Below are 22,499 nucleotides of genomic sequence, written 5' to 3'. Positions count from 1 at the left end.
CGGGACGGCATCGAGTATCGCTCAGGGGGCAGAAGAGGCGGGAGAACAGTACGGTGGACAGGCCGCCGAACGAGTCATTGCACGAGCCCTTCACAGCGAAATCTCAGCAAACGTCGACGTCCTTTCTCACCTTCGTGGGACAAAGTGGGGGCCGATGAAGCGCAGCTCACGCATCTCCCGTTCCGCTCGCCTCGCGGGCAACCGCCGGTACGCGCTGTTCGTCACCGTGGTGACGCTGGCCCTGACCTCGGCTTCTGTGGCGACCGCCGACGACGGCCCGGGGCCCTTCGGGGTGACCACCGTGACCGAGGTGAACAAACAGAGCGTGCGCGTCGGAGCCCTCTTCGGGTCGGCCCACGCCGCCAGCCTGGCCGGCGGCCACCACTGCACCGCGTCCGTGGTGCACAGCGCGGGGCACAACCTCATCGTCAGCGCGGCCCACTGCCTGGACGGCGACCCCGGCGACGTGTTCGTACCCGGCTACCGCGACGGCAGGGCGCCGTACGGGGTGTGGAAGGTCGTGCAGCGGTTCCTGCCGGACGGTTGGTCCCAGGGCCAGGGCGAGGACAGCGACATCGGCTTCGCCACGGTCGCCGAGGTGGACGGCAGGAACATCGAGGACGTGGTCGGCGCCGACCGGTTCGCCACCGGGATGGCCACCGGGTCCACCGCCGTGACCATCACCGGCTACCCCTCCGCCACCGACCAGCCCATCAGCTGCACCAACAAGCCCGTCCAGCACAGCGCCACCCAGCAGCGCATCGACTGCCCGGGCTTCACCGGCGGCACCAGTGGCAGCCCCTGGGTGAACGGGGACCAGCAGGTCGTGGGCGTCATCGGCGGACACGAACAGGGCGGACTGACGCCCGATATCTCCTACAGTGTCGTGCTCGGGAAAGAAGCGGCCGAGTTGTACAAGGACGCCACGAGGAACCCGGAATAAGGGCCGCCGCACCACCCGTTCCACTCGCTGAATACGCGTCACATCCGGCGGAAACACAGCGAAATGCCGCCACCCTGCCCCGAAATGGCCTTGAACAGGGCTGACATGGGGGAGGGTTGAGCCGTGCGAAAAGTATGGGTGATCGGTGGGGTCGCGGCCGGGCTCGGGCTCAGTTTCGTGATGCTGCTCGTCGTCGGGGTGTACCTCGTCGCCGGGAACCTCGTCAACGGAGCCGGCGGAGGCAGCGTCTCGCTCGCCAAGGGCGCGGTGCCGGCGGCCTATTCGTCACTCGTGCAGAAATGGGGCAACCTCTGCTCCGCCCTCAACCCCGCACTGCTCGCCGCCCAGCTCTACCAGGAGAGCGGCTTCAACCCGAACGCGAAGAGCCCCGCGAAGGCCGAGGGGATAGCGCAGTTCATCCCCGGGACCTGGGCCACGCACGGGATCGACGGCAACGGGGACGGCGTCCGCAACGTATGGGACCCGAACGACGCGATTCCGTCGGCCGCGACCTACGACTGCCAGCTCGCCACCTATGTGAAGGACGTGCCCGGCAACCAGAGCGAGAACATGCTCGCCTCGTACAACGCCGGCGCGTACGCGGTCATCAAGTACCAGGGCGTGCCGCCGTACGCCGAGACCAAGAACTACGTGAAGACGATCACGTCCCTGGAGCAGAGCTTCGCCGCCCCCGTCAGCCGGGTCGACCCCTCCGAACAGGCCGCCACCGCCATCACCTACGCCCAGAACAAGCTCGGCACCCCCTATCTGTGGGGCGGGAACGGCACCGCCGACCAGGGCGGGCGCTTCGACTGCTCGGGGCTGACCAAAGCCGCGTTCGAGAGCGCGGGGATCACGCTGCCGCGCGTTGCGAACGACCAGTACAACGCGGGACCGCATCCGCAGCGGGCCGAATTGCTGCCGGGAGATCTGGTGTTCTTCTCGGACGACCTCACCAATTCCCGTGCCATCCGGCATGTGGGGATTTATGTCGGCGGCGGATACATGATCGACGCGCCCCGGACGGGTGCTGTGATCCGGTTCGACCCCATTGACACCCCTGATTACTTCGGCGCCACCCGGGTCACCGAAGATGGCGCGAAAGCGCTCCCCACGACGGTGTGACCGAGCGTGAACCCACCCCCTGAGCTGCGGCGATGGGTCTCTCTTCGATAACGTCTGAGTGATCATTCGGTGGAGTGTGGAACGTATGAAGCGGGGCCATGCGTTCCTGTTCAGTAATGCGCACGAGAGGTGCGCCCGGAACTACGACGAAGGAGCCGCAGCACCATGGCTGTACTCGCCGAATCCGGGTCGAACCCCGACGTCGATCTGCTCTACGACATCAATGGACTCGCCAAGGACGCACCGCACTGGTTCGACCGGGTCGTGGAGTTCGTCGGTGAGTACGGACTGCTGGTCGCCATGGTGCTGCTGGTGGTGTGGTGCTGGTGGTCCGTGCGGCGGCGCGGGGGCGAGGACTCCGCCCAGTCCGTCGCGGCGCTCGTCTGGACTCCGCTGGCCGCGGCGATCGCCGTTCTTGTGAACGTGCCCATCCGCGGGTTCGTGGAGCGGCCCCGCCCCTTCCTCGACCACACCGGCATCGATGTCCTCGTCTCCGGGAAGACCGACTACTCCTTCGTGAGCGATCACGCCACGATCACCATGGCGATGGGCGTCGCGCTGTTCGTCGCGAACCGGCGGTTCGGGCTGCTGGGGATCGGGCTCGCGCTGGTGGAGGGGTTCTGCCGGGTCTACCTGGGCGTGCACTATCCGACCGACGTGATCGGCGGGTTCGCGCTCGGCACGGCTGTCGCTCTCCTTCTGTCTCCGCTCGCGATGGCTCTGCTCACGCCGGTGCTCAAGGCTGTCGAGAGCTCGATGTGGGGCGGGTGGTTGGTCCGCTCCGCCGACGCCCGCCGAATGGCCCGGGATGCGGTGATTCCGGGTGCGCGGACGGAGGCTTCGGGGACTGAGGAACGGGACCTGGCGGCCTAGGGAGTCCTACAGCCCCTGCGGATAGCTGAAGAAGCGGTTCGGGTCGTACTGCTTCTTCAAGGTTGTCAGGCGGGTTGCCGCGTCGCCGTAGTACGCCTTGCGCCAGTCGGTGAGGGTGGGGTCCGTGTAGTTCTGGTAGGCGGCGCCGGAGGCGTACGGCTTCATCGCGGTGTGGAACCTTGTCAGCCAGGACTGGGCCGCGGCGCCCGCGGTGCCGGCCGGCCAGGACACGAGGTACTGGGCCAGCATGCGGGAGCGGCGGTGCACGAAGGCCGTCGCCGTGGGGGAGACCCGGTTGACCGCGCCGCCCAGGGCCGTCAGCGCGATGTCGCCGTTGCCGCTGACCGACCGCATCTGCGCCAGCATCGTCTGGATGCCCGCGTCCGAGATCGAGCGGTCGAAGAAGTCGGAGCGGCCCGTGTAGGTCTCCCTGGCCAGGGCGCCCTGCGGGTTACGGCCCGGGGTCGTACCCGGCAGATGGCACTGGGCGTCCGTCGAGAACGACGAGCAGCCCGCGTAGGCGTTCATCGACTCCTCGTACGTGTGCCGCCTGAGCGAGACGCTCGACGCGTTGCCGCCGACGAGGTGGGCCAGCTTGTCGACCGCGTTCTGCAGTTCGTTGTAGGTGCCCAGGGAGAAGGCGGCGACGGAGACCTTGGGGATGCCGCCGGGGGTGTTCGACAGATGGCAGGACGACCAGATCTCGTCGGGCTGGTCCGGGCCCCACTCCTGCCAGGCCTTCACCACGGCCGCGGCCATCGACGACGGCCAGGTCAGATAGCCCGATACGGCCTGGGGTGCGGGGTGCGTCCTGAACTGCAGCTCGGTGACGACGCCGAAGTTGCCGTTGCCCGCGCCGCGCAGCGCCCAGAACAGTTCCTTGTTCTCGCTCGCGTTGGCGACCAGCTGCTTGCCGTCGGCGGTGATCAGCGTGGCCTGGGTGAGGCTGTCGCAGGTCAGGCCGTACGCCCGGGAGACCACGCCGTGACCGCCGCCGAGGGTGAGGCCGGAGACGCCGACCGTGGGGCAGGAGCCGGCGGGTATCGTCACGCCCTTCGCGGCGAGGCCCCGGTAGACGTCGATCAGCTTGGCGCCGGCGCCGACGACCGCGGAGGAGCCGCTCGCCCGGATCTTGTTCAGCTTCGACACGTCGACGATCAGCCGGTTGTCGCCGGAGGACCAGCCGGCGTAGGAGTGCCCGCCGTTGCGGATCGAGACCTTGATGCTGTGGGCGCGGGCGTAGGAGAGGACGGAGCGGATGTCGTCGGGGTTCGCGACATAGGCCACCGCGGCCGGCTTCAGGTTGTCGAAGCGGGTGTTGTAGAGCTGGTGGGCCGTCTTCCAGGAGGCGTCACCGGGGCGGACCAGGGTGCCGTCCAGATCCCGGGCGAGGGCGGCCCAGTTGGCTGCGGCGGCGGGCAGCTTGCCGGTGCCGGTCGCCTTGGCGGCGTTGGCCACGGTGGACGTGTCACCACTGCCGATGCCCAGGCTGCCGCCGCTGCACCCGGACGCGGCCACCGCCGCTATCGCGGCCGCGCCGCCGCCTATGAACGTACGCCGTTCCATTTCGCCTCCTGTGGGGATTCCGTGAGATGAGATACGTCCGGCGCCCCACAAGTTCTCGCGCTCATGTCACGGGTTCGGAACAGACAGATGCCCCGCGGCGTCCGTTCTGGCCTGGCTTCTCGCCCGTCTCGCCGGTCCGCGCCAGCCGCACACGCACCGGCCGAAGCAGAAAGGACCCTGCTCGACGAGTGTCGTGCCATGTTCCGGATGTACGGGGGGAGCCTCTCGGCCGTCCTGCTGCGCCACCTCGACAACGTTACCGAGGTTCCGTAAAGGGTTCGTATGGCGGCCGTATGTCCTTGTACCCGGCCCGGATACGCGTGACGGGGCCACCTGCCCGCTCGTTAGGCGAACGACAGGGGGCCCGTGACGACGTACCGGGGGTACGGCAGCGATGGAGGAGCGGCAGCGCAGGCGCACCGGTGGGGTGGTCGTCGCGGCGGGGCTCGTGGTCGGGGTCTGTGCCGGGGCCGGCGGGTGCGGCGGTGGCGGCGGGGCGGACACGGCGGACGCGCGCGGTGGCGGGGACGCGGTCGTGGTCGTGCGGCGCGCGGCCGACACCCTTGTCGCGGCGGGGAGTTCACAGGCCCGTACGTCCATGGAGATGGCCACCGGCGGCACCCGCGTGACCATCCGCGGCGCGGGCGGCTACGACTTCCGGCGACAGCTCGGCCGACTCACCGTGCAGTTGCCGCAGGACCCGGCCGGTGCCAGTGAGCACCTGCCGATCACCGAACTCCTCGCGCCGGGCGCCCTGTTCATGAAGAACCGGGGCGCCGGGGTGCCCGCCGACAAGTGGGTACGGGTCGACACCGGGACGCTGTCCGACGGCAACCTCGTGACCGGCGGGGCCACCGACCCCTACGCCGCCGCCGAGGTGCTGCGCGGGACGACTACGGCGACGTATCTGGGGAAGACGGAGGTGGCCGGGGCCTCCGTGCGTCACTATCGGGGGGTCGCCGATCTCTCCGTCGCCGCGAGGAGTGCTTCGGCGGGGAACGAGGCGGCTCTGAGGTCGGCGGCGAAAGGGTTCGCCACCGCCCGGGTGCCCTTCGACGTCTACCTCGACGACCGGGGGCGCGTCCGCAAGGTCCGGCAGCGGTTCAGCTTCGTCAACGGGCAGCGCCGCAGCACCGTGGCGGTCGCCTCGACCACGCTGCTGTACGACTTCGGGGCTCCCGTGGACGTACGGCTTCCGGCGTCGAAGGACATCTACGCCGGGCAGATCGCCGAGAAGTGACCTGAACCGATCGGTGATGAGTCTGTGTGAGAACTAGCCCGTCCGTGCCATGCGCGGTGTGTAGACCGCTCCCTACTCTAGGAAGTCGGTAACGGCAGAGAAGAGGTGACGCACGTGGCTCCGGTCGGCGGTACGGCAGTTCAGGACCACGTGGCACTCGCCGAGATCGAGCTGTGCGGAGACCTGATCATCGCGGCCTCGGCCGCCCAGGACCGGCTCAGCCTGGAGAGCATCGACGAGGTGCTGAAAGTGGCCGAGGAACGGGACGCCTCCAACAGGCCTTAGGTACGCAGGAGCCGGGCGATCGCCTTCGTCGCCTCTTCGACCTTCGCGTCGATCTCCGCGCCGCCCTTGACGGCCCCCAGAGCGGAGCTCTCAATGGCTGCAGTGGCGACGCAGTGCCGCAGGTGCTCCTCCAGGAGCTGCAGCGCGAACGACTGCAGGGCCTTCGTGGAGGCGGACACCTGGGTGAGTATGTCGATGCAGTAGACGTCCTCGTCGACCATGCGCTGCAGGCCGCGGATCTGGCCCTCGATCCGGCGCAGCCGCTTGAGGTGCTCGTCCTTCTGGTGGTGGTAACCGTGCGTCACCGGTTCCTGGGCCGGTTCGGAGGGCGCTGCCGCCGCGCCGGCCTCGGTGGTCGTCATCGCGTCCATGGCGTCCTCCAGACATATACCCCTAGTGGGTATATCGTAACGAACTTTGCTGGGTATAGGGCCCTTGGTACGCCCCCGTGCGGATCACGGTTTCCGATGGGCGACACTGGGGGACGGCCCATTAGCCGTGGCCGGATGATGCACTTAGCATCAGCCTGACCGAAACCGATGCATCCCGAGGACCCCTTGTGCGCTTTCGTCTGACCCCCAGGGAGACGAGCTTCTACGACATGTTCGCCGCGTCCGCGGACAACATCGTCACGGGCTCGAAACTCCTCATGGAACTGCTCGGGGCGGACACCGCCGGCCGGGCCGAGATCGCAGAGCGTATGCGGGCCGCTGAACATGCCGGTGACGATGCCACGCACGCGATCTTCCACCAGTTGAACTCCTCCTTCATCACGCCCTTCGACCGCGAGGACATCTACAACCTCGCTTCCTGCCTCGACGACATCATGGACTTCATGGAGGAGGCCGTCGACCTGGTCGTCCTCTACAACGTGGAGGAACTGCCCAAGGGCGTCGAGCAGCAGATCGAGGTACTGGCGCGGGCGGCGGAGCTCACTGCCGAGGCCATGCCGAACCTGCGCACGATGGACAACCTCACCGAGTACTGGATCGAGGTCAACCGGCTGGAGAACCAGGCCGACCAGATCCACCGCAAGCTGCTGGCCATGCTCTTCAACGGCAAGTACGAGGCCATCGAGGTGCTCAAGCTCAAGCAGATCGTGGATGTGCTGGAGGAGGCGGCGGACGCGTTCGAGCACGTGGCGAACACGGTGGAGACCATCGCCGTCAAGGAGTCCTGACCTCTTCATGGACACCTTCGCTCTGGTCGTGACCATTCTGGTCGCGCTTTTTTTCACGTACACGAACGGTTTTCACGACTCCGCGAACGCGATCGCCACATCCGTCTCGACGCGGGCGCTGACTCCGCGCGCGGCGCTGGCGATGGCCGCGGTGATGAATCTCGCCGGCGCGTTTCTCGGTTCCGGGGTCGCCAAGACCGTCAGCGAGGGGCTGATCGAGACGCCCCAGGGGTCGAAGGGGATGGGGATCCTCTTCGCGGCGCTGACCGGCGCGATCACCTGGAACCTGGTCACCTGGTACTTCGGCCTGCCGTCGTCGTCCTCGCACGCGCTGTTCGGCGGGATGGTGGGAGCCGCGCTGGCCGGCGGTACCGATGTCATCTGGCACGGTGTCGTCGACAAGGTCATCGTGCCGATGTTCGTGTCGCCGGTCGTCGGTCTCGTCGCCGGTTATCTGGTCATGACGGCGATCATGTGGATCTTCCGGAAGGCCAATCCGCACAAGGCCAAGCGCGGGTTCCGGATCGCGCAGACCGTCTCCGCGGCGGGCATGGCCCTCGGGCACGGCCTCCAGGACGCGCAGAAGACCATGGGTGTCGTGGTGATGGCCCTGGTGATCTCCGGGCATTCGACCTACGGCGATCCGATCCCGGTGTGGGTGAAGATCGTCTGCGCGCTGATGCTGTCGCTGGGGACGTACGCGGGCGGTTGGCGGATCATGCGGACGCTGGGGCGGAAGATCATCGAGCTGGATCCGCCGCAGGGGTTCGCGGCCGAGACGACCGGGGCGGCGATCATGTTCACCACGGCGTATCTCTTCAAGGCGCCGGTGTCGACGACGCATGTCATCACCTCGGCGATCATGGGTGTGGGCGCGACGAAGCGGGTGAACGCGGTGCGGTGGGGTGTCGCCAAGAACATCGTGATGGGGTGGTTCATCACGATGCCGGCTGCCGCGGTGGTGGCCGCGTCTGCGTTCTGGGTCGTGAACCTCGCGTTCCTGTAGCCCTCCCTTCACTCTGGTCAGTGGCCCGCTCCGGCTTCCGGAGCGGGCCATTCCTGTGAAGGTGAAACCGCTTTCCCGAAAACCCGGTGGTGTCGTCGGGATCGCTGCTAGCTTCTGGGGCTCAAGCGTTCGAATAGAACGCGCCATGCGAGGGTGGGGGATCCCTATGTCCAAACTTCGTCGTCACCTCATGTCCGGGGCGGGGGTGGCGTCGGCTCTCACGGGCCTGCTCCTCTACGCGGCCTCTCCCGCGTCGGCCCAGCGGGCCGAGGCCGTCACGGATGAGACGGCCGACTACGTCTACCAGGCCGGCTCCATGTACTTCGAGAGCTACGGCGACCACTTCGGGGTCTGCGACAACAAGGCGGACGGCGCCGGCGCCATCGGCTACTGGAAGGTCGGCAGCGGCGGCACCCAGCACCCGATCTACGACGGCAACGGTGCCGGCAACTGCGTGTACGAGGACCACAACGTCTCCGAGACCTCGACCGTGTACATCAGGGTCTGTCTCTGGGACAACGGTGTCGTGCAAACGGCCACGTGCGGCGACTGGGAGCATCAGTACGCCGGTAGCCCCCTGTAGGACTGCTCGGCCGGACATGCGAACGGGCCCGCCCCCGGGAGCCAGGGGCGGGCCCTTTTCGTCCTCGCGGTGGCACCGCCATGCAGCACCGCGAGGGGTTCTGGAAGAGGAACTCCCGGTTTAGCCGAAGCGGCCCGAGATGTAGTCCTCCGTGGCCTGGACCGACGGGTTGGAGAAGATGCGCTCCGTGTCGTCGATCTCGATGAGCTTGCCGGGCTGGCCGACCGCCGCGAGGTTGAAGAAGGCCGTACGGTCCGAGACACGGGCCGCCTGCTGCATGTTGTGCGTCACGATGACGATCGTGAAGCGTTCCTTCAGCTCGCCGATCAGGTCCTCGATCGCGAGGGTGGAGATGGGGTCGAGGGCCGAGCAGGGCTCGTCCATCAGCAGGACCTTCGGTTCCACCGCGATCGCCCGGGCGATGCAGAGGCGCTGCTGCTGACCACCCGACAGGCCCGAACCGGGCTTGTTCAGGCGGTCCTTGACCTCGTTCCAGAGATTCGCGCCCTTGAGGGACTTCTCCACGACGTCCGTCAGCTCGCTCTTCTTGTACGAGCCGGCGAGGCGCAGGCCCGCCGCCACGTTGTCGAAGATCGACATGGTGGGGAAGGGGTTCGGGCGCTGGAAGACCATGCCGATCTCGCGGCGCACGGACACCGGGTCGATGGCGTGGCCGTAGAGGTCCTCGTCGTCCAGGAGCACCTTGCCCTCGACCCGGCCGCCGGGCGTGACCTCGTGCATACGGTTGAGCGTGCGCAGGAAGGTCGACTTGCCGCAGCCGGAGGGGCCGATGAAGGCCGTCACCGTGCGGGGCTCGACCGTCATCGAGATGTCTTCGATTGCCTTGTGGGAGCCGTAGTAGGCGGTGAGCCCACTTACGTCGATTCGCTTGGCCATGACTGCTTCACTTCCAGGGGGGTTCAGAACGGTCGCTGAGGAGGTCGCGGTCAGCGACCGGTCTTGGGGGCCTTCCAGCGGGCGATGCCGCGGGCCACCAGATTGAGGATCATCACGAAGGCGATCAGCGTGAGGGACGCGGCCCAGGCGCGGTCGTAGGCCGCACCGGCGCCCGCGCTCTGCGCGAACTGCTGATAGATATACAGCGGCAGCGACGCCTGCGCCCCGTGGAACGGGTCGTTGTTGATGAACGGGTTGCCGAACACCAGCAGCAGGACGGGCGCGGTCTCGCCGGCGATGCGTGCCACCGACAGCATGATGCCGGTGGTGATGCCGCCGATGGCCGTCGGAAGGACCACCTTCAGGATCGTGCGCCACTTCGGGATGCCGAGTGCGAGGGAGGCCTCGCGCAGCTCGTTCGGGACGAGCTTCAGCATCTCCTCGGTGGAGCGGACCACGACCGGCATCATCAGGATGGCCAGGGCGCAGGAACCGGCGAAGCCGAAGGGCTGCATGTCCCACATGATCATGAGGGACAGGATGAACAGACCCGCGACGATCGACGGGATGCCCGTCATGACGTCGACGAAGAACGTGATCGCCTTGGAGAGCTTGCCCTGTCCGTACTCGACGAGGTAGATCGCGGTGAGCACACCGATCGGGGCGCCGATCAGAGTGGCGAGGCCGACCTGCTCCAGGCTGCCGATGATGGCGTGGTAGATACCGCCGCCGGGCTCGGTGTCGGCGACCACACCCATCGAGTGGGTCAGGAAGTAGACGTTGAGGACCTTCACACCGCGCGAGATCGTCGTCCACAGGAGGGAGACGAGCGGCACGACGGCGAGGAGGAAGGCGACCCAGACGAGGCTGGTCGCGATGCGGTCCTTGGCCTGGCGCGGGCCCTCGACGCGGGCGGCGATGACGTACGTACCGACGACGAAGAGGATCGCCGCGATCAGGCCCCACTGGATCTTGCTGTCCAGGCTGCCGACCAGACCGATGAGGACGGCCAGCACGATGGAGCCGCCGGCGATCGCGTACGGCGACCACTTGGGGAGCGTCGCGCCCTGCAGGGTGCTCGCGGGCTTGTCGACTACGGCTGCGTTGCTCATGCGTTGGCCCCCGAGTACTCCGCGCGGCGGGCGATGATGAGCCGGGCCGCACCGTTGACCAGCAGGGTGATGACGAACAGGACCAGACCGGAGGCGATGAGCGCGTCCCGGCCGTCCTGCGTCGCCTCGCTGAACTTGCTGGCGATGTTCTGGGCGAAGGTTCCGCCGCCCGGGTTGAGCAGGCTGGCGTGGATGATGAAGTCCGGGGAGAGCACGGTGGCGACGGCCATCGTCTCGCCGAGCGCGCGGCCGAGGCCGAGCATCGAGGCGGAGATCACGCCGGAGCGGCCGAAGGGGATCACCGCCATGCGGATGACCTCCCAGCGGGTGGCGCCGAGGGCGAGGGCCGCTTCCTCGATCATCTGCGGGGCCTGGCGGAAGACCTCACGGCTGACGTTGGTGATGATCGGCAGGATCATGATCGCGAGCAGGATGCCGACGGTGAGCATCGAGCGGGGGGCACCCTCCTCCCAGGAGAAGATCCCGGTCCAGCCGAAGTAGTCGTTGAGCCAGCCGAAGAGGCCGATCATGTGCGGGACCAGGATCAGGGCGCCCCACAGGCCGTACACGATGGACGGTACGGCCGCCAGCAGGTCGATCACGTAGGAGACCGGGCCGCGGAGCTTGCGCGGGGCGTAGTGCGTGGTGAACAGGGCGATGGCGACCGCGATCGGGACCGCGATGACCATGGCGATGACCGAGGACACCACCGTGCCGAACGCCAGGACGGCGATGCCGAACTTCGGCGGGACCAGGCTGGTGTTCCACTCGAAGGTGGTGAGGAAGTTCGCGTGGTCCTTGCTGATCGCGAGGGAAGCGCGATAGGTGAGGAAGGCCGCGATGGCGGCCATGATCACCAACAGCAGGATGCCCGACCCGCGGGAGAGACCGAGGAAGATCCGGTCACCGGGTCGGGTGGCACCTCGGGCGACACGCTTCTGCGCGGCGGCGGAGGGCTCAGGGGTGGGAGGAGGTGCTTCTTCAGGGTTCTTTGTCGATATATCCATCGGGATTCTCCGGTCTGCGGGTCCACACGTGCGGTGTGCGGTCCGTGGCGGCGGTGCACCGGACGGTGCGGCCGGGCCCCTGGAACGGGACCCGGCCGCACACTCGGACTAGCTGATGCTCGCGATGGTGCTGCGAACCTTGGCGATGATCGCGTCGGGGATCGGCGCGTAGTCGATGGTGGAGAGGACCTTCTGGCCGTCCGCGCTGGCGATGTAGGAGAGGAACGCCTTCGTCGCGGGCAGCGTGTCGGCCTTGTTGCCCTTGTCGCAGATGATCTCGTACGTCACCAGGGTGATCGGGTACGCGCCCTCGGCCTTGGTGTTGTAGTCCAGCTTCAGCGTCAGGTCGTTGCCGGTGCCGACGACCTGGGCGGCGGCGATGTCCTTGGTGGCGCTGTCGGTGCTGGGCGCGACCGGGGCCGAGGCGCCGGTGTCGATGCTGACGGCCTTGACGCCGTCGGCGACGTAGGAGAGCTCGAAGTAGCCGATGGCGCCGGAGGTCTGCTTGACCCCGGCGGCCACGCCCGCGGAGCCGGCCGCGGACTGGCCGCCCTTGGCCTGCCAGGCCTTGCCGCCGGAGTACTTCCAGTTGTCCGGGGTGGCGGCGATCAGGTACTTGGTGAAGTTGTCCGTGGTGCCGGACTCGTCCGAGCGGTGGAACGCCTGGATCTTGAGGTCGGGCAGCGTGGCGGACGGGTTCAGCTTCTTGATCGCCGCGTCGTTCCACTTGGTGATCTTGCTGTCGAAGATCTTGGCGAGCGTCGGGGCGTCCAGTACCAGGTTGTCGACACCCGGGACGTTGTAGCCGAGCGCGATCGGGCCGCCGACCATCGGGAGGTCGATGCCCTGGCCGCCGGAGCAGACCTGCTTGGAGGCGGTGACCTCTTCGGGCTTCAGCGCGGAGTCGGAACCGGCGAACGCCAGCTGACCCTGGTTGAAGGAGGTGACACCGGCGCCGGAGCCGCCGCCCTTGTAGTTGATCTGGACGCCACAGGCCTGGCTGAACGCCTTGACCCACGCGTCGATCGCGTTCTTCTGCGCGGACGAGCCGTCGGCGAGCAGCTGCTGACCCTTCTTCGCGTCACCGCAGACGGCCGAGCTGGCGTTGGTCGTCGACGAGCTGCTGCTGCCCGAGCCGCCGCCGTTGTCGTCCGAGCCGCACGCCGTGAGGGCCAGGGCGCCGGAGACCGCGAGAGCACCGAGGGTGATGGCCCGCCGGTTCATGCGCTGAAGCTTCACTTGAGGGAGTTCCTTCCAGGAGCCGCCGTCCTGAATTCCGGCGGCGTGCGAAGACGTGGGTGACGCGGGTAGCGACCCCCAGGTCGCGGCTCGCATCGCGTAAGGCCGAAATTAGGCAGAACAGGTGAAGGCGCCTATGGGCATAAGTGAACGGAGGGTGAACCCCTGTGGGCGGTGCGGTTAGGTCACGGAACGCTCACGTCGAGGACACGAGCCGATTCCGGACTATGCCAGGTGCGAAGGGCCCGGAAACGCGTCCATGACCGGGCGTTCCCTCGGCCGGGTGAGGCCGGATCACCCCTCCGCAAGGTAACGCACGGTGAAAGAACCGGCAGGTCAGAGATCGATCAGCGGCGGAGCGGGCACATAGGGGACATGGGATGTGAATCTCCGGTCCGCGCGGCGGGCTGTGTGCTGTGGCGCCGCTCGTCCGCCGGCCGGGTGGAACTCGCGTTGGTCTACCGGCCCAAGTGGGCCGACTGGTCCTGGCCCAAGGGGAAGCTCAAGCGGGGCGAGACCTCCGAAGAGGCGGCCCGGCGCGAGGTGCTGGAGGAGACCGGACAGACGTGCCGCTTGGGGACGGAGCTCCCTTCGGTCGGGTACGTCGACCATCAGGGCCGCCCCAAAGAGGTCCGCTACTGGGCGGCGGAGGCTACCGGGGGAGTCTTCGAGCCCAACGCCGAAGTCAGCGTTCTCCGCTGGCTCCCGCCGGACGAGGCCGGTGATCTCCTCACCCGGGAGACGGACCGGAGCATGATTTCCCTCGCGCTCATCGCCGTCGGTACGGACGGGAGCGGGAGAGGGCTGTGATGTCGGGGCGATCCGGCCCCCGCCCCGGTGTGCCGAGAGGGGGCCGGATCGTCGCTGAGCGGGCAGGTGCGCCGCCGAGGATCAGGGTCCAGGGCTTCCGTGACTCACCCGGTGAGCTGGCTCTTGTAGAAGACGCTCGCCTCGAACTCGGCAGGACTGCCACTGATCTTGCTGGAGAAACCGAATGCGAGCCGCGGACCGCTCGACGATCGCCAGATCGCCATTCCCTGAGGTTCGCGGCCGGGCAGAGAGGCTCCCGCCGTCGTCGCGAATTTCTCCTCGTACGAACCCCCGCTCTTGTTCATGTCGAGGCGGACGAGATACGAATCCGGGTCGGGGTCCGCGTCCGAGGGCGGAGCACCGTAGGAAAGGTAGGCGTACTGGCCGTACGAGGTGATGCCCTGAAAGGCTGCGGAGTCGGCGATACCGAGTTGGGTGTTGGTGGGCAGTGCGCGTTTGGCGAGAATGGGGGTGTCGTCGCTGATGCCGGAACTGAGGACGGCGGCGAGGTCGAAGAGCGCGATGCGCCACGGACTCGTGGTACCCATGTACCGGAGCAGCAGCCGGTTCGTGTAGGGATCGATCGCCGGCCTCGGGCAGTCCACGAAGTCGGAGATTCCGATCGAGAATTCCCGCAGGTATTGCCCTGGGTGATCGAAGTAGTCGAGGTCGCCGCCGTCGCTGTATTTGAAGCGGGCGATCCTGTGGCTGTTCGGGTCCGAACCGTCGGCGTTCGGGCTCTCCCAGTCGCCTGCGAGCCACACGTACGGAGATCCGTACTCGTCCGGCTCGATGCCCATCGACGAACCGTGGTCGAATTTGTGGATCGCCATGGCTCCCAGAACATTGCCCGACAGGTCTGTTCTGGTCATCCAGAGGTCGCCGTTCGTGCTCCCGACCTTGGTCTGCACGAAGTAGATGTGCCCGTAGACGTGGTCGTAGGCGAAGGACTGCATTGCCCAGTAGGGCTGGTGAAGTGTTTTCCGCCAGACGGGGTTGTCGCCGTCCCCGCCGAATACGAAGTGCTGTGACGTGGGGACGACGGCGTTCGCCGTTTCGGCCGAGAACAGGGAAAGGCCGCCGCTCGCAGCGACGGCCGCCATTCCTGTACCGGCTCTGAGGAGTGTGCGACGACTTATGGCATATTCTCCGCCGCTTTGAGTTGTTTTGCTCAAGTGCGTCACCTATCGGTTGCTCGGTGGATTTGATTGATCGCGATCAACCTAACAACCGGACCACGCGCGGAATAGTTCCATTTCGGTGACGTGCCAAAAGACTCGGTCAGGGCGTGCCCACCGCACGCTTCTGCCACGACTGCTGGAACGCGAAGCGGGCTGCCTCCACCTCGTGGCGCTGGTCGGCGTGCAGCACCCCGAGCGCGTACGCGGTCGCCGGGGCGATGCGCGGGGTCCGGGCCGCCGAAGCCGCCGCCGCGGCGGCCTCCGAGGCGTCCCGGTGCAGATTGAGGGCCTGGCCGGCCGTCAGCAGACGTACGTCCAGGGGCGGGTCGTCCCCGTGCAGGACCTCGCCGGCGTAGCGGTGCAGGCGCAGCAGCAGGCGGACCTGGTGCCAGGGGCCGTCCTGGGGGTGCGGGGCCGGGTCGGGGGAGAGGCCGTGGATGAGGGCCTCCGCGTTGTACGGGTGCCCGGCGGTGACCAGGGGCAGCGCGGTGACCGCGTCGTTCAGGCGCTCCCCGGCGGCGGCGGCCAGCGGGCGCAGGTCTGCGCTGGCGGCGGCCGGGGTGAGGGGGACCTCGCTGGCCAGTACGGCGACCCTGTCGGCGACCGCGTGGAAGCGGGAGGAGCCGAGGGCCTGCAGGGCGGTGGAGTGGGCCCGGGTCCGGGCCAGGGTGAGCTGGCGCTCCAGCAGGGCGCCCGCCTTGGCCGCGCCCACGGTGAGGTTGCCGCGCTCGGCGGTGGCGGTGGACGGTGCGGCAGGTCCGGTGCCCCGGCCGCTCGCGGGGGCCGGGACGCCCCGGCCCGCGCCGGTGACCCGGCCGCCCACGGCCGAGGCCGCCGACTGCGCGGGCAGCGCGGCCGAGCCCGAGAGCCGGTGCAGGGCGAGCAGCAGCCGCTCCAGCCGGGCCGCGCACGCGTGCTCCAGCGCCAACGTGCCCGACAGCCACGCCAGTTCGGGGCGCATCGCCTCGGACCAGTCGGCGTCGAGCAGCGGCCGGAAGGTGTGCAGGCTGCCGCTGATCCGGCGGGCCGAGTGGCGCAGGGCGCGCGCCGCGTCGACGGACTCCTCCGTGCCGTTCTGGCCGCCGCCGGTCTCCCGGTGCAGTCGCAGTGCCCGGAGGAACTCCGTGGCCTGGCCGCGCAGGTAGCCCGCGAGGGCGTCACCTGTCACGGCCCTGGCCGTGGGATCCGTCGGGTCAAGGTGTTGCTGTGCCACGCCGGCGCCTCCGGGCGTCTATGAGCATCTCCTGGACGTTGCGCAGGGGTTGGCCTTCCGCGTCGGTCGCGTGCCGGGTCCACTCGCCGTCCGGGCCCAGGTGCCAGGAGGAGGTCGTGTCCGACATGCCGGTCTCCAGGAGCCGGCTGATCGTGGCGCGGTGGGCCGGGTCGGTGACCCTGACCAGGGCCTCGATCCGTCGGTCGAGGTTGCGGTGCATCATGTCGGCGCTGCCGATCCACACCTCGGGCTCGCCTCCGTTGCCGAAGCCGAAGACGCGGGAGTGTTCGAGGAAGCGGCCGAGGATGGACCGTACGCGGATGTTCTCGGACAGGCCGGGGACGCCGGGCCGCACCGCGCAGATGCCGCGCACCCATACGTCGACCGGGACGCCCGCCTGGGACGCGCGGTAGAGCGAGTCGATGATCGCCTCGTCCACCATCGAGTTGACCTTGATGCGGATGAACGCGGGGCGTCCGGCACGGTGGTGCTGGACCTCCTTGTTGATCCGGGCGATCAGGCCGTCGCGCAGGGACTTGGGGGCGACCAGCAGGCGGCGGTAGGTCTCGCGGCGCGAGTATCCGGACAGCCGGTTGAAGAGGTCCGAGAGGTCGGCGCCGACCTGGGGGTCCGCGGTCAGCAGGCCGAGGTCCTCGTAGAGGCGGGCCGTCTTCGGGTGGTAGTTGCCGGTGCCGACATGGCTGTAGCGGCGGAGCAGGTCGCCTTCCTGGCGGACGACGAGCGACAGCTTGCAGTGGGTCTTGAGTCCGACCAGGCCGTAGACGACATGGCAGCCCGCCTCCTCCAGCTTGCGCGCCCACTTGATGTTGGCGTGCTCGTCGAAGCGGGCCTTGATCTCGACCAGGACGAGGACCTGCTTGCCGGCCTCGGCGGCCTCTATGAGCGCGTCCACGATCGGGGAGTCGCCCGAGGTGCGGTACAGGGTCTGCTTGATGGCGAGGACGTCGTCGTCGCCTGCCGCCTGCTCCAGGAAGCGCTGCACGGAGGTGGAGAAGGAGTCGTACGGGTGGTGCAGCAGCACGTCCCGGTTGCGCAGGGCGGCGAAGATGTCGGGCGCGGACGCGGATTCGACCTCGGCGAGGTCGCGGTGGGTGCCCGCGATGAACTTGGGGTACTTCAGCTCGGGCCGGTCGAGCGAGCCGATGCGGAACAGGCCGGTGAGGTCCAGCGGTCCCGGCAGCGGGTACACCTCGGCCTCGCTGATCTTCAGCTCGCGCACCAGCAGGTCGAGCACCTCGCGGTCGATGGACTCCTCGACCTCCAGGCGCACCGGCGGCCCGAAGCGGCGCCGCATGAGCTCCTTCTCCAGGGCCTGGAGCAGGTTCTCGGCGTCGTCCTCCTCGACTTCGAGGTCCTCGTTGCGGGTCAGCCGGAACGCGTGGTGCTCCAGGATCTCCATGCCCGGGAAGAGTTCCTCCAGGTGGGCGGCGATCACGTCCTCCAGCGGGACGTACCGGCCCGGCGAGGACTCCAGGAAGCGGGAGAGCAGCGGCGGCACCTTGACGCGCGCGAAGTGGCGGTGGCCGGTGACGGGGTTGCGTACGACGACCGCGAGGTTCAGCGAGAGGCCCGAGATGTACGGGAAGGGGTGCGCGGGGTCGACGGCCAGCGGGGTCAGCACGGGGAAGATCTGGTGCCGGAACAGGGTGAAGAGGCGCGCCTGTTCCTTCTCGGTCAGCTCGTTCCAGCGGACCAGGTGGATGCCCTCCTCCGCGAGCGCGGGGGCGACGTCCTCGTGGTAGCAGGCGGCGTGCCGGGCCATCAGCTCGCGCGAGCGGGCCCAGATCATCTCCAGCACCTCGCGCGGCTGCAGGCCGGACGCGGAGCGGGTGGCGACACCGGTGGCGATACGGCGCTTCAGGCCGGCCACCCGGACCATGAAGAACTCGTCCAGGTTGCTGGCGAAGATCGCGAGGAAGTTCGCCCGCTCCAGAAGAGGGGTGTTCGGGTCCTCGGCGAGCTCCAGGACTCTCTCGTTGAACGCGAGCCAGCTCCGCTCCCGGTCCAGGAAGCGGCCCTGCGGGAGCTGGGGCCCGTCGTACGGCGACTCCTCGTACTCGTCGAGGTCGGCGTCGATGTCGGGTTCCAGATCGGAGACCGCCGCCGACACGGTGTGCGGGCGGTGCGCGGCTATGGAGCCCACGGAGGGCTGCGCGTGCTGGACCTGTGCCTGGGCGTTGGGCTGGCTGCTCATGTGCCCATTGTTCCGCGCCACCAGCGATACGGGCGCGTCGGACAGCGCCGGAAGGAGCGGGAGGACGGCCCCGTTGCTCCCGTTCACCCCGGGAGGTGGCGAAGGCTCTGGCACGACGGGCTTCATTCGCCGAGCGTCGCAAGCCCGTCTGAACCAATGGTTACGGCGACATGGCGTGCGGGATATCGGGGGGCGGCTCCCGGACGTCTACGGCACGGAAACGAACGTAACGGATGCCTGGGAGCCACCGCGAGGCGGGACCCGGTCAGGAGGTGCGGCGGCGCAGCAGGGTGAAGGCGGCGGTGGTGGCCAGCGCGGCGACGGCGAGGATCAGGGCGGTTTCGGTCAGCTGGAGCGGCCAGAACTGGGAGGAGGGGTGGTAGTCCCGGTAGTAACCGACGAGGTCGTGGGCGGCCGGACATGTCTTCGCGGCTCCGGCGCACGGGTCGGGGATGTGGGCGCCGGTGGAGGTGACGGCGCCCTTGCCGCCGTAGATGGCGGCCTTCTTCGTGGGGTAGCCGTGGAGCAGGGAGCTGGTGTCGGACTTCCACGGCCAGAGGTGGGGGCTCGTCCGGAGGACGAGGCTCCTCGTGATCACGGTCGCCACGGCGGCGACGGCGAGGCCGGCCACGGCACGGTGTACGACGAGACCCGCGAGGGCGCCGAGGGCGAGGCCGAGCAGCGGGAACGCGACGGCGATCGGCCCGTTGTTCTCGAAGGTGCCGTTGTCGGACCAGTTCCAGCCCTTCGGTACCTGGTGCGCGTCGAAGAGCAGGCGGTGCAGCAGGACGAGCAGGGTGGTGCCCGCGGTGAGCAGTGCGGCCGGGACGGCGAGCTTGGCCGCCAGCCAGCGGGCCGGTCCGACCGACTGGGTCCAGGCGAGCTCCGCGGTGCCGTTCTCCAGTTCGCGGCCGATCAGCAGGCCGCCCGCCCAGAGGGCGGCGAGGACCGGCAGGAAGCCGATCGCGGCCTCGCTGAACCGGTAGGCGAGGTGGTACGTGTCGACCGCGTAGCCCACGTCACAGAGGTCGACGGAGCACTTCCGCTGCCACGCGGCACTGGCCGCGCTCCCTCCCGGGCCGTACGCCCACAGGAGCACCGCCGAGATGACGGCGACGAAGACTCCCCAGGCGATCAGTGCGGGGCGGTGCAGACGTAGGACGGCACGGCCCGCCCGGGCCGGTCGTGGCCGGGCGGTGGGGGCGACGGCCCGGGTGGTCATACGGCGGTCCCCTTGATGTTCGTACGGCGGCCGTGCAGCGCGAACGCGGCCACGAGGGCGAGGGCGGCTCCGGCGAGGGTGCCGGCGGCCAGGGCGAGGAGGACGAGGGCTACGGAGAGCGGGCCGGACGGGACGAGGACGCGGTCGTAGGACCAGTTGGTGACCAGGACGTCCTGGTCACCGGTCCGGACCCAGGCGTAGACCAGGCCCAGCAGGGTGGTTCCTGCGGTCAACGGCACGGCCGCGCCCGCCCAGGCGGCAACGGCCACGGAGGTGTAACTGAGCGTCTCGCCAAGGAAGTTCATGACGTTGTTGACGTCGGTCATGACGAAGTACGGGTCGACGGAGTGCCGTAGGGAGGGTGCCCGGAACAGATGCACCCACAGCAGCGCGCCCACGGCGAGCAGCACGTACGCGCCCCAGACGATCAGCGCCGGCCGGTGCAGCCGCAGTACGGCGCGCCGTGGTCGGGCGGTGGTGGGGCTCATGGCCAGGGCGGTCATACGGCGGCGGCCTTGCGTGCGGGCGCCGAACCGGTGCGGCGCTTGAGGAGGTGGAAGGCGGCGACGGTGAGGGCGGCGGTGACGGCGAGGATGATCGCGGTCGCGGTCAACTGGAGTGGCCAGTAGTGGGATTGGGGGTGGTAGTCGTTGTAGTAGCTGACCGCGTCGAGCTTGGCGTAGGCGGTCCGGCAGGGCTGGTAGGTGGTGCTGCCGCACAGGTGGCCGGAGAGGTGCTTGCCGGTGGAGGTGACCAGGCCCTGGTCGACGACGATGCCGGAGCCGGCCGGGACGCTGTCCTTGAGGCTGCTGACCGTGGTGACGGTGGGCCAGAGGTGGGGTGTCGCGATGGCGACGACGCTCCACAGGAAGCCGGTGCTCGCCAGTGAACCGACCAGCGCGCCAAGGGAGTTGCGCTTGTACAGCCCCCAGAAGACGCCGCTCGCCAGGCCCGCCAGGGCCATCGCGGCGGTGGCCGTGCCGTTGGCGGCGTAGGTGCCGAGGTCGTGCCAGCCCTTGACGGTGTCGATCCGGCCCTGCCCGGTCGACCAGGCCCAGTGGTGCAGTCCCGCGAGGAGGCCGGATCCTACGGCGATCAGCACCGCCGGGACGGCGAGCTTGGCGGCCAGCCAGCGGGCCGGGGAGACCGCCTGGGTCCAGGCCAACTGCGCGGTGCCGCTTTCCAGTTCGCGGCTGACCAGCGCGGCACCGGACCAGGCGGTGACCAGGAACGGGGCGGCGACGACGGCGATGGTCGTGTAGTTGTACCAGTCCTTGTATCGGCCGATCGCGCCCGCGTCGTACGCGCAGCTGTCCGTCCGGCAGGCGCGGTACTGCTTCCAGGCCTCGGCCGACGCGTCGGTCAGCGGGCCGCCCACCCACAGCAGGAGCGCGCCGACGACGAGCACGAAGGCGGCCCAGGAGAGCAGGGCCGGCCGGTGCAGCCGGATCAGCCAGCGCAGCAGATGCGGTGACCCGGCCGGGCGCGAGGTGAGCGCCGACGGTGTGGCGAGGGCGGTCATACGGCGGTCTCCGGGGTCTTGGTGGTGGGGGCCTGAGGGTTGCGGAGGTAGGAGAGGACCAGCTCCTCCAGGGTGGGTGTGCCGGTCTGCCAGTCGGCGGCGAGCGGGGCCAAGGGGCGGATCAGGGCGGTGAGTTGGCGGCCGGTGGTGCGGGACTCGACGACCGTGTGCGCGTCGAGGACGGTGTCGGCGGGAGCGGACACGCGCCGGTGCGCGGCCAGCAGCTCGTCGATCTCACCGGCGATCCGGACCTGGCCGCCGTCGATCAGCAGCAGGTGGTCGCAGGAGCCCTCCAGCTCGGCCAGCACGTGCGAGGACATCACGATCGTGGTGCCGGACTCGGCGGCCTGCGCCATGAGGAGGCCCATCATCTGGTGCCGGGCCAGCGGGTCCAGGTCGGCCATCGGCTCGTCCAGGAGCAGCAGTTCGGGCCGCTTGGCCAGCGCGAGGGCGAGCGCGACCCGGGTGCGCTGGCCGCCGGAGAGGTCCCGGATGCCCGACTTCGGGTTGAGGTCGCCGTCCGTGACGACCCGCTCGGCGACGGAGGTGTCCCAGCGGTCGGTGTTGAGGTCGGCGCCCATGCGCAGCGTCTCGGCGACCGTGAGCTGCGGGTAGAGGGGCTTGTCCTGGGCGACGTAGGAGACCCGCTCGCGGGCGGCGCCCGGACGTCCGCCGAGGACGGTGATCTCGCCCTCGCTGGGGGCCAGCAGTCCGGCGGCCAGGGCGAGGAGCGTGGACTTGCCCGCGCCGTTGGGGCCGACGACCGCGCAGACGCGCCCGGCGGGCAGCCGGAACGAGCAGTCCCGCAACGCCCAGCCTCCCCGCCGGCCGAACCGCTTGCCGAGCGCGGCGGCCTCTATCGCGGCGGTGCCTGTCATGAAGGTTCTCCTTGGAAGTGCTTTTCGAGTACGGCGGTGAAGAGCGCGGCGATGTCGTCGCGGTCCAGGCCGGCGGCCCGGGCCCGCTCGGCCCAGTCGTCGAGTTCTGAACGGAGCGGCGAGTCGGCGGGCGTGGTGCTCAGCCCCTTGCGGACGAAGGTGCCGAGACCGCGGCGGGCCTCGACCAGTCCCTCGCGCTCCAGCTCGCGGTAGGCCTTGAGGACGGTGTTCGGGTTGATGGCGGTGGCCTCGACGACCTCGCGGGCCGTGGGCAGCTTGTCGCCGGGCTCCAGCATGCCCAGGCGCAGCGCCTGCTTGGTCTGCTGGACGATCTGGACATAGGTGGCCACGCCGCTGTGCCGGTCGATGCGGTACTCGACCACTGGGGTTCCACCACCCTTT

At 68.9% G+C, this 22,499-nt stretch carries 23 protein-coding genes; 9 read left to right on the top strand and 14 right to left on the bottom strand.

The features are described from left to right. Positions 1-154: 154 nt before the first annotated feature. The 3 genes from OH768_RS24410 to OH768_RS24400 all read left to right on the top strand — a co-directional run bounded on the left by OH768_RS24410 (position 155) and on the right by OH768_RS24400 (position 2,941). Positions 155-943 (top strand): trypsin-like serine peptidase, encoded by a 789-nt coding sequence (locus tag OH768_RS24410; protein WP_406456915.1) that lies wholly within the window; start codon positions 155-157, stop codon positions 941-943. Between the two features lie 180 nt (positions 944-1,123). After that, positions 1,124-2,068 (top strand): NlpC/P60 family protein, encoded by a 945-nt coding sequence (locus OH768_RS24405; RefSeq protein WP_406465421.1) that lies wholly within the window; start codon positions 1,124-1,126, stop codon positions 2,066-2,068. Between the two features lie 165 nt (positions 2,069-2,233). Beyond that, positions 2,234-2,941, top strand: a complete 708-nt coding sequence (locus tag OH768_RS24400) for a phosphatase PAP2 family protein (RefSeq protein WP_406456913.1) — start codon at positions 2,234-2,236, stop codon at positions 2,939-2,941. Positions 2,942-2,947: 6 nt separating this feature from the next. Here the strand turns inward: OH768_RS24400 and OH768_RS24395 are convergent, their stop codons facing one another. Then, the gene (locus OH768_RS24395; protein WP_406456911.1) at positions 2,948-4,507 is read right to left on the bottom strand and encodes an FAD-binding oxidoreductase; all 1,560 of its coding nucleotides are present in this window, start codon (positions 4,505-4,507) and stop codon (positions 2,948-2,950) included. 394 nt (positions 4,508-4,901) lie between these two features. On the opposite strand from OH768_RS24395, the gene OH768_RS24390 reads away from it, so the two are divergent. Beyond that, positions 4,902-5,747: a hypothetical protein gene (locus tag OH768_RS24390; RefSeq protein ID WP_406456909.1), complete on the top strand. Its 846-nt coding sequence runs from the start codon at positions 4,902-4,904 to the stop codon at positions 5,745-5,747. 105 nt (positions 5,748-5,852) lie between these two features. Continuing rightward, positions 5,853-6,032, top strand: coding sequence for a hypothetical protein (locus OH768_RS24385; protein ID WP_262061519.1), 180 nt, complete (start codon positions 5,853-5,855; stop codon positions 6,030-6,032). On the opposite strand, the gene OH768_RS24380 is transcribed toward OH768_RS24385, so the two are convergent. After that, on the bottom strand, positions 6,029-6,394 hold the full coding sequence (locus tag OH768_RS24380; RefSeq protein ID WP_406465419.1) for a metal-sensitive transcriptional regulator: 366 nt from the start codon (positions 6,392-6,394) through the stop codon (positions 6,029-6,031). The genes OH768_RS24385 and OH768_RS24380 overlap by 4 nt on opposite strands. Positions 6,395-6,591: 197 nt before the next feature. Here OH768_RS24380 and OH768_RS24375 point away from each other — a divergent pair, with 197 nt between their 5' ends. From OH768_RS24375 to OH768_RS24365, 3 genes are all read left to right on the top strand, one after another. After that, positions 6,592-7,212: a DUF47 domain-containing protein gene (locus tag OH768_RS24375; protein WP_026151758.1), complete on the top strand. Its 621-nt coding sequence runs from the start codon at positions 6,592-6,594 to the stop codon at positions 7,210-7,212. Positions 7,213-7,219: 7 nt separating this feature from the next. Then, positions 7,220-8,218, top strand: coding sequence for an anion permease (locus OH768_RS24370; protein ID WP_406456907.1), 999 nt, complete (start codon positions 7,220-7,222; stop codon positions 8,216-8,218). A 166-nt stretch (positions 8,219-8,384) separates the two neighbouring features. Continuing rightward, a complete protein-coding gene (locus OH768_RS24365; RefSeq protein WP_406456905.1) occupies positions 8,385-8,801 on the top strand; it encodes a hypothetical protein in 417 nt (138 codons plus the stop codon). Positions 8,802-8,921: 120 nt separating this feature from the next. Here the strand turns inward: OH768_RS24365 and pstB are convergent, their stop codons facing one another. The 4 genes from pstB to pstS all read right to left on the bottom strand — a co-directional run bounded on the left by pstB (position 8,922) and on the right by pstS (position 13,056). Then, positions 8,922-9,698: a phosphate ABC transporter ATP-binding protein PstB gene (gene pstB, locus OH768_RS24360; RefSeq protein WP_019073697.1), complete on the bottom strand. Its 777-nt coding sequence runs from the start codon at positions 9,696-9,698 to the stop codon at positions 8,922-8,924. Positions 9,699-9,748: 50 nt separating this feature from the next. Beyond that, complete coding sequence (pstA, locus tag OH768_RS24355) at positions 9,749-10,810, bottom strand: phosphate ABC transporter permease PstA (RefSeq protein WP_406456903.1); 1,062 nt, start codon at positions 10,808-10,810, stop codon at positions 9,749-9,751. Beyond that, positions 10,807-11,817, bottom strand: coding sequence for a phosphate ABC transporter permease subunit PstC (gene pstC, locus OH768_RS24350; RefSeq protein WP_406456901.1), 1,011 nt, complete (start codon positions 11,815-11,817; stop codon positions 10,807-10,809). Before pstC ends, pstA begins: the two co-directional genes overlap by 4 nt. Before the next feature lie 108 nt (positions 11,818-11,925). After that, the gene (pstS, locus tag OH768_RS24345) at positions 11,926-13,056 is read right to left on the bottom strand and encodes a phosphate ABC transporter substrate-binding protein PstS (protein WP_406456900.1); all 1,131 of its coding nucleotides are present in this window, start codon (positions 13,054-13,056) and stop codon (positions 11,926-11,928) included. Between the two features lie 375 nt (positions 13,057-13,431). On the opposite strand from pstS, the gene OH768_RS24340 reads away from it, so the two are divergent. After that, entirely contained in the window at positions 13,432-13,866 is a 435-nt protein-coding gene (locus tag OH768_RS24340) for an NUDIX hydrolase (protein WP_406456898.1), read from the top strand. A 104-nt stretch (positions 13,867-13,970) separates the two neighbouring features. Here the strand turns inward: OH768_RS24340 and OH768_RS24335 are convergent, their stop codons facing one another. The 8 genes from OH768_RS24335 to OH768_RS24300 all read right to left on the bottom strand — a co-directional run bounded on the left by OH768_RS24335 (position 13,971) and on the right by OH768_RS24300 (position 22,480). Beyond that, positions 13,971-14,969: a hypothetical protein gene (locus tag OH768_RS24335; RefSeq protein ID WP_406456896.1), complete on the bottom strand. Its 999-nt coding sequence runs from the start codon at positions 14,967-14,969 to the stop codon at positions 13,971-13,973. A gap of 178 nt (positions 14,970-15,147) precedes the next feature. Beyond that, entirely contained in the window at positions 15,148-16,260 is a 1,113-nt protein-coding gene (locus OH768_RS24330; RefSeq protein ID WP_406456894.1) for a CHAD domain-containing protein, read from the bottom strand. Continuing rightward, positions 16,241-18,601: an RNA degradosome polyphosphate kinase gene (locus tag OH768_RS24325; protein WP_406456892.1), complete on the bottom strand. Its 2,361-nt coding sequence runs from the start codon at positions 18,599-18,601 to the stop codon at positions 16,241-16,243. Before OH768_RS24325 ends, OH768_RS24330 begins: the two co-directional genes overlap by 20 nt. A gap of 139 nt (positions 18,602-18,740) precedes the next feature. Then, positions 18,741-19,697 (bottom strand): hypothetical protein, encoded by a 957-nt coding sequence (locus tag OH768_RS24320; protein WP_406456890.1) that lies wholly within the window; start codon positions 19,695-19,697, stop codon positions 18,741-18,743. Further along, entirely contained in the window at positions 19,694-20,200 is a 507-nt protein-coding gene (locus OH768_RS24315; RefSeq protein ID WP_406456888.1) for a hypothetical protein, read from the bottom strand. The genes OH768_RS24320 and OH768_RS24315 overlap by 4 nt, the downstream gene beginning before the upstream one ends. Next, positions 20,197-21,219, bottom strand: a complete 1,023-nt coding sequence (locus OH768_RS24310) for an ABC transporter permease (RefSeq protein WP_406456886.1) — start codon at positions 21,217-21,219, stop codon at positions 20,197-20,199. The genes OH768_RS24315 and OH768_RS24310 overlap by 4 nt, the downstream gene beginning before the upstream one ends. After that, a complete protein-coding gene (locus OH768_RS24305; protein WP_406456884.1) occupies positions 21,216-22,097 on the bottom strand; it encodes an ABC transporter ATP-binding protein in 882 nt (293 codons plus the stop codon). Before OH768_RS24305 ends, OH768_RS24310 begins: the two co-directional genes overlap by 4 nt. Continuing rightward, positions 22,094-22,480, bottom strand: coding sequence for a GntR family transcriptional regulator (locus tag OH768_RS24300; RefSeq protein WP_406456882.1), 387 nt, complete (start codon positions 22,478-22,480; stop codon positions 22,094-22,096). Before OH768_RS24300 ends, OH768_RS24305 begins: the two co-directional genes overlap by 4 nt. Between the last annotated feature and the right edge of the window lie 19 nt (positions 22,481-22,499).

Origin of the sequence: Streptomyces sp. NBC_01622 (assembly GCF_045209635.1) — a bacterium.
Classification (GTDB): Bacteria; Actinomycetota; Actinomycetes; order Streptomycetales; family Streptomycetaceae; genus Streptomyces.
Note: the sequence above shows the minus strand (reverse complement) of the source record. Positions and strands in the feature narration are given on the sequence as shown.

What these genes read in the sequence shown, in the direction of transcription:
- OH768_RS24410 (WP_406456915.1), top strand. Translation starts at nt 155, where the DNA reads ATGAAGCGCAGCTCACGCATCTCCCGTTCCGCTCGCCTCGCGGGCAAC.
- OH768_RS24405 (WP_406465421.1), top strand. Translation starts at nt 1,124, where the DNA reads ATGCTGCTCGTCGTCGGGGTGTACCTCGTCGCCGGGAACCTCGTCAAC.
- OH768_RS24400 (WP_406456913.1), top strand. Translation starts at nt 2,234, where the DNA reads ATGGCTGTACTCGCCGAATCCGGGTCGAACCCCGACGTCGATCTGCTC.
- OH768_RS24395 (WP_406456911.1), bottom strand. Translation starts at nt 4,507, where the DNA reads ATGGAACGGCGTACGTTCATAGGCGGCGGCGCGGCCGCGATAGCGGCG.
- OH768_RS24390 (WP_406456909.1), top strand. Translation starts at nt 4,902, where the DNA reads ATGGAGGAGCGGCAGCGCAGGCGCACCGGTGGGGTGGTCGTCGCGGCG.
- OH768_RS24380 (WP_406465419.1), bottom strand. Translation starts at nt 6,394, where the DNA reads ATGACGACCACCGAGGCCGGCGCGGCGGCAGCGCCCTCCGAACCGGCC.
- OH768_RS24370 (WP_406456907.1), top strand. Translation starts at nt 7,220, where the DNA reads ATGGACACCTTCGCTCTGGTCGTGACCATTCTGGTCGCGCTTTTTTTC.
- OH768_RS24365 (WP_406456905.1), top strand. Translation starts at nt 8,385, where the DNA reads ATGTCCAAACTTCGTCGTCACCTCATGTCCGGGGCGGGGGTGGCGTCG.
- pstB (WP_019073697.1), bottom strand. Translation starts at nt 9,698, where the DNA reads ATGGCCAAGCGAATCGACGTAAGTGGGCTCACCGCCTACTACGGCTCC.
- pstA (WP_406456903.1), bottom strand. Translation starts at nt 10,810, where the DNA reads ATGAGCAACGCAGCCGTAGTCGACAAGCCCGCGAGCACCCTGCAGGGC.
- pstC (WP_406456901.1), bottom strand. Translation starts at nt 11,817, where the DNA reads ATGGATATATCGACAAAGAACCCTGAAGAAGCACCTCCTCCCACCCCT.
- OH768_RS24340 (WP_406456898.1), top strand. Translation starts at nt 13,432, where the DNA reads ATGGGATGTGAATCTCCGGTCCGCGCGGCGGGCTGTGTGCTGTGGCGC.
- OH768_RS24335 (WP_406456896.1), bottom strand. Translation starts at nt 14,969, where the DNA reads ATGGCGGCCGTCGCTGCGAGCGGCGGCCTTTCCCTGTTCTCGGCCGAA.
- OH768_RS24325 (WP_406456892.1), bottom strand. Translation starts at nt 18,601, where the DNA reads ATGAAGCCCGTCGTGCCAGAGCCTTCGCCACCTCCCGGGGTGAACGGG.
- OH768_RS24320 (WP_406456890.1), bottom strand. Translation starts at nt 19,697, where the DNA reads ATGACCACCCGGGCCGTCGCCCCCACCGCCCGGCCACGACCGGCCCGG.
- OH768_RS24315 (WP_406456888.1), bottom strand. Translation starts at nt 20,200, where the DNA reads ATGACCGCCCTGGCCATGAGCCCCACCACCGCCCGACCACGGCGCGCC.
- OH768_RS24310 (WP_406456886.1), bottom strand. Translation starts at nt 21,219, where the DNA reads ATGACCGCCCTCGCCACACCGTCGGCGCTCACCTCGCGCCCGGCCGGG.
- OH768_RS24305 (WP_406456884.1), bottom strand. Translation starts at nt 22,097, where the DNA reads ATGACAGGCACCGCCGCGATAGAGGCCGCCGCGCTCGGCAAGCGGTTC.